Origin of the sequence: Sphingomonas pruni NBRC 15498, from assembly GCF_001598455.1 — a bacterium.
Classification (GTDB): Bacteria; Pseudomonadota; Alphaproteobacteria; order Sphingomonadales; family Sphingomonadaceae; genus Sphingomonas; species Sphingomonas pruni.
The window spans coordinates 1-3,760 of sequence record NZ_BCYZ01000136.1; the positions used below are offsets into that span (position 1 = coordinate 1).

Consider the following 3,760-nt stretch of genomic DNA (forward strand, 5'->3'; position numbering starts at 1 on the left):
TGCCGGGGAGGATTTTATTGCCCCGATCCGGCGCCCAAGCGCTATTTCCTGTAGTTCACGCCGTCGAGCGGCTTCGACATGTCCCAGATCTCGTCATTCCGCCCCTCGCCAGCGAAGCGCACGCGGACGGTCGCGTCGAGGCCGGCGGCCTTGAGCGGCAGCGCGAAGCTCTGTTCGACCGCGCGCCGGGTCGCGTCGCGCGCCAATTTCATCGGCTCGGGCTGGAGCGCCTGGCTCGCCAGCTCCTTCTGCGCCGCGACCTTGTTCGTATCGTCGAGTTGCGATCCGACATCGGTGAAGGTGCCGAGCACGCCATTGCGGCCATAGGTCTTGATCGCGTTGATGTTGATGCGCGGCGCCGACGGCATCGGCTGCGGCAGCGTCACGCCCAGCGTCTTGCTCTTCGCATCCCACACCACGTCGCGCCTGGTGAGCTTGCTGAGGTCGACCTCGTAATCGACCGTCCCCGGCATGATCACCGTCCGTTCGGTCGACAGGCCGAAGCGCGATTGGGTCGAAGTGACGACCGCGACATAACTCGCCTGGAAGGCCGACAGCTTGTTCTGTTCGCGCAGACCCTGGATGCTGGCGGTAGCGATCGTCACCGGATCGGGATCGACCCGCGCCGTGATGTAGGACTGCACTACCCATAATCCGCCGGCGAAGAACAGGGCGATCAGCGCCAGCGCGCCGCCGAACTTGACCAGGAAGCTGGTCGCGGCGCCGTTCCGGCTGTGCTTCAGATCTTCCGCCATAAATCCCCTTGATCGGCGACGATGTGTCGGTCGCGCAATTCATAGAGGTGCGCGAGGACCGATCGTTCGGCGGCGGGAAACAGCCGCGGGTCAATGCCGACATACATCTTCGCCACCATCGCCGGGATCGTCCGCGGCTCGGCGTCGAGCAGGCGCAATATCTGCCCCTCGCGCTGCTTGCGGTGGCCGATCAGTCCACGCACCAGCCGCTGCGGCTTGTCGACCGGATCGCCATGCGCCGGATAATAGATGCGGTCGTCGCGCGCCTGCAGCTTGATGAGGCTGTCCATATACGCCGCCATGTCGCCATCGGGCGGCGAGACGATCGTGGTCGACCAGCCCATCACATGATCGCCGGTAAACAGCGCCTTCGTCTCAGGAAGCGCGAAGGCGAGATGGTTGGATGTGTGCCCCGGCGTCGCGACCGCGGTCAGCGTCCAGTCGCTGCCCGACACGCTGTCGCCCTCCGCCATCACGGCATCGGGCGCGTAATCGGCGTCGAAACTGGCATCGGCGCGCGGGCCTAGATCGTCGAGCGCGAGCGGCGCGCACCCCATGATCGGAGCACCGGTCCGCGCCTTGAGCGGCGCCGCGCCGGGACTGTGATCGCGATGCGTGTGGGTGATGACGATGGCGGTGACCGGGCGGCCGGCGATCGCGCGGACCAATGCGTCGATATGCCGGGGATCGTCTGGCCCCGGATCGATCACCGCGAGATCGGCAGTGCCGACCAGATGGGTCTGGGTACCGGTATGCGTGAACGGCGACGGATTGTCCGCGAGAACCCGCGTCACCAGCGGTTCGAGGACCTGCGGTACGCCGGGCTTTTGCTCGTCCATGGTGCGCGAGATGGCGGCTGGAGCGAGGCTTGGCAAGGCTTGGCGGTCAGAACGTGGGTCGGGCGGCGGCGGTGCTGCCGGCCGCCGCCCTTCCTCCCTGAGCTATCGTCAATCGGGATCGGCCAAGTCGGCCTGTATCTCCTTGATAGAATCGTCGATGCTCTCAAGCGCATCGCGTTTCTCTTCCGCGCTCATCCGATCGTCATCGGCGATCCGGGCGCGGGCGCGGTTCAGGCCTTCCAGCGCATGGGTGTAGGCCACCCGCTGAATATCCTTCGATTTCTCGATATTGGCGGTGTTCATCGCGACGACGCGTTCGATGCGGTCGTTGCAGATGATGATGATCCGCTTGTCGCCGCGCGTCTTGTTGACGACCATGTTGTGATCGTCACCACCGCCGCAATTGCGCGACCGCACGTCGGGCACGTTGATCGGGCCGACCCAATCCTCGGTGACCGCCTTGCCGTCCTTGTCGACGCGGACGATCTTGAAGCGCTTGGACATCTTCCTGGTGCCACCATCACTGGTCGCGACATCGGCGTCGTCGGGCCGTTGCGGCGGCGCGACATTGGCGGGAGGCGGCGGAGGCGGCGGCAAGTCGACACCTTCGGGCTCGGCGGCGGGCGGCGGCGCGGACGGCGCAGGCGGCGTCGACTGCAGCTTGGCCGCGACGCGCGCGTCGATCGCCGCGATGTCGATCCCCGTGGCCTTTTCGACTCCGGCGCGGACAGTGGCGGCGGCGGGCGTGCCGCTGGCGGTGGCGACCAGGCCGCCGGTCATCAGCGCCGCGACGGCGGCGCCGCCCAGCGTCAGTCGAAGCCGCGAACGGCGTCCGGTGGTAAGCATCCTCAAACGTCCTTTCAGATCTTGTACGGTATGGAGATGGCATGCCGCCGACACCGCGCCGCCATGGGCCGCCTTGACGATCGCGCAGGCATAAGTGTGGCGGTCGATCGCCGAGCGGCCGGCCAGGACAAGTGCGTCATTGGCCATTTCCTGGTCGGCGCGGAATGCGCGGAAGGCGCGCCAGGCCAGCGGGTTGAACCAGTGGAGCGCGAGCACGGCCAGCGCGATCCAATTGGCGATCAGGTCACCGCGCTGATGGTGGCCAAGCTCGTGCAGCAGCGCCAATTCGCGCTCGTCGGCGTCATAGCGTTCGGCGAAATCGCGCGGAAAGGCGACGTAGCGGCGGAAGATACCGAAGGCGAGCGGCCCCGACGCGGCGGCGGTCTCGATCACTTCGATGTCGCCCGCGCGCTCGCTATACGTGCTGGCGTCGATCATCCGCCGGCAGAACCGCCAATGGCAGAGCGCGTGCCAGCCGAGAAACGCCGCTGCACCCGCCCCCCAGAGCACGGCGAGGACCGTGCCAAGCGAGGAGTAAAGGGAAACGGGCGCGGCGGCCGAGCCTCCGAGCGGCTCGATCACATAGATGGTTACGGTATCGCTCGCACGGCTGAGCAATTGCGGCGCCGCGCTGTGGAGTTGCGGAAGCGGCGGCAGGACCAGGCGGATCACGGGGAGCGCCCAGAGCGCATAGGCGACGCCAGGGCCGAAATGCCGGCGGACGGGCGCGCGGATGACGAGAACCACCGCCATCAGCAGCGCGGAGGCGATGAGCGCCTCGATGGCCCAGCCGATCACGATTTGAGATCCTTTAGGATCGCCTCGATCTCCGCGATGTCCTGCGCGGTCAATTGGTCGCGCTCGGCGAGATGGGCGACGAGCGGCGTCAGCTTACCGCCGAACAGGCGGTCGATCAGCCGCTGCGATTCGCCAGCGACATAATCCTCGCGCTCGACCAGCGGGCGATAGAGATAGCGGCGCCCCTCTTCCTCATGCGCGATCGCATTCTTGGCGAGCAGGCGGCCGAGCAAGGTCTTGACGGTGTTGGCGCTCCAGCCCCGCTCCGCGGGGACGCGCTCGGCAACGTCCTGGGCGGTCAGTGGGCTTTCCTCCCACAGCACCTCCATCACCGCATGTTCGGCATCACTGATACGCTCGGCCACGACTCGTTCTCCCTGACGACTACGGGTGTAATCGCATTGATTACGGGTGTAGTCAATGGAGAAGCCCGTTGGCACTTTTCACCCGTCATGCCAAGCTCGTCCGGGCATTCACGGAGCCGCGTGCCCAGGAGTTGAGGCACGGTGGATGCCGGGACGA

At 66.5% G+C, this 3,760-nt stretch carries 4 protein-coding genes; all 4 read right to left on the minus strand.

The window, feature by feature from the left end:
- Nucleotides 1–41: 41 nt before the first annotated feature.
- Entirely contained in the window at nt 42–755 is a 714-nt protein-coding gene (locus SPR01S_RS20770; RefSeq protein ID WP_066593714.1) for a DUF4230 domain-containing protein, read from the minus strand.
- Nucleotides 740–1,594: an MBL fold metallo-hydrolase gene (locus SPR01S_RS20775; RefSeq protein ID WP_066593716.1), complete on the minus strand. Its 855-nt coding sequence runs from the start codon at nt 1,592–1,594 to the stop codon at nt 740–742. The genes SPR01S_RS20770 and SPR01S_RS20775 overlap by 16 nt, the downstream gene beginning before the upstream one ends.
- A 108-nt stretch (nt 1,595–1,702) precedes the next feature.
- Nucleotides 1,703–3,238 (minus strand): M56 family metallopeptidase, encoded by a 1,536-nt coding sequence (locus tag SPR01S_RS20780; RefSeq protein WP_066593717.1) that lies wholly within the window; start codon nt 3,236–3,238, stop codon nt 1,703–1,705.
- On the minus strand, nt 3,235–3,603 hold the full coding sequence (locus SPR01S_RS20785; RefSeq protein ID WP_066593720.1) for a BlaI/MecI/CopY family transcriptional regulator: 369 nt from the start codon (nt 3,601–3,603) through the stop codon (nt 3,235–3,237). The genes SPR01S_RS20780 and SPR01S_RS20785 overlap by 4 nt, the downstream gene beginning before the upstream one ends.
- Nucleotides 3,604–3,760: the final 157 nt, after the last annotated feature.

Excerpts from the sequence above, each read along its gene's own strand:
- SPR01S_RS20770 (WP_066593714.1), bottom strand. The coding sequence starts at position 755 with ATGGCGGAAGATCTGAAGCACAGCCGGAACGGCGCCGCGACCAGCTTC.
- SPR01S_RS20775 (WP_066593716.1), bottom strand. The coding sequence starts at position 1,594 with ATGGACGAGCAAAAGCCCGGCGTACCGCAGGTCCTCGAACCGCTGGTG.